This window comes from Microbacterium sp. Bi128 (genome assembly GCF_918698205.1).
The window spans coordinates 1-1071 of sequence record NZ_CAKKMM010001631.1 but is presented as its reverse complement, the minus strand read 5'-3'; the positions used below and the strand labels follow the sequence as shown (position 1 = coordinate 1071).

Here is a 1071-nt window from a genome sequence, read left to right as displayed (position 1 = left end):
GCGTAGTCTCGGACCGTTGAGCCGACTATTGGGAGGAAGACATGTCTGTTGCACGGATTACTACCCTGAGCGCGAACTCCAAGACCTCGTTTGATGCCGCCATCAAGGAGGGCGTCGACCGGGCCAATAAAACCCTTCGCAATGTCACGGGGGCATGGGTGAAGGAACAAAAGGTCGAAATCAGCGACGGCGCCGTCGTTGCCTGGCACGTCGTGCTGGAAGTGACCTTTGTCCTTGAAGACTGAACGGACGCTGGTGGGATGCGCGCCCGTGGGCCAGCCGCCGCACTAGGATTGGGGCATGAGCGCGCATCACATCAAACGGCTGGTGATCATGCGGCACGCCAAGTCCGATTGGCCCGGCGGGGTTGCCGACCACGAAAGGCCGCTCGAAGAACGCGGCCACAAGGACGCCCCAGTCGCCGGAAAGTGGCTGCTCAAGCACGGCGTGGTTCCTGATTTCATCCTCTGCTCCAGCGCTTTGCGGACCCGCCAGACCTGCACGTGGGTGTGCCACGCCCTCGGAGACAAGGCGCCGACGCCCAAGCTCGAGGATGGGCTGTACGCCGCCTCCGCCTTGCGCATGCTGGCCGTCATCAACCACGTCCCTGACACCGTCACCACCCTCATGGTGATTTCCCACATGCCCGGGGTGCAGGACCTTGCGATGCATCTGGCGTCGCGCGACTCCGACCACGATGCCTACATGGACGCCGCCACGCGCTATCCGACCAGCGGGCTGACCATCCTGGAAACGGAAAAGTCCTGGGCCGAACTGGACGGGCAGGACGCCAAGCTGACCCACTTCAAGGTCCCCCGCGCCAAATAGCCGCAGGTCCGCCCGGTGAGGGCTGCGGAATCCATAGCAACCTGCGCCGATCTGCGGTTTACTGATGCTGTTTAGTCATGTGGTTTTTTCCAGTGGTTTTGGGGCATCTGTTGCAACCCGGAGAAAAGGTGATCAACGTGGATTCAGGGCAGCTCATAGGAATTATTGTCGGCATCGTCGTGGTGCTCGCGATCGTAGCGGTGGCGGTCATGGTCAGCCGCAAACGCAAGGTGGCCGCAGACC

General features: G+C 61.8%; 2 protein-coding genes. Both read left to right on the top strand.

Annotated elements, in window-relative coordinates:
• The first annotated feature begins 41 nt into the window (after positions 1-41).
• Complete coding sequence (locus LQV45_RS35090; RefSeq protein WP_230012628.1) at positions 42-245, top strand: dodecin family protein; 204 nt, start codon at positions 42-44, stop codon at positions 243-245.
• Between the two features lie 55 nt (positions 246-300).
• Positions 301-828 carry a histidine phosphatase family protein gene (locus tag LQV45_RS35085; protein ID WP_018774262.1) on the top strand — a complete coding sequence of 176 codons (528 nt, stop codon included), beginning with the start codon at positions 301-303 and terminating at the stop codon, positions 826-828.
• Positions 829-1071: the final 243 nt, after the last annotated feature.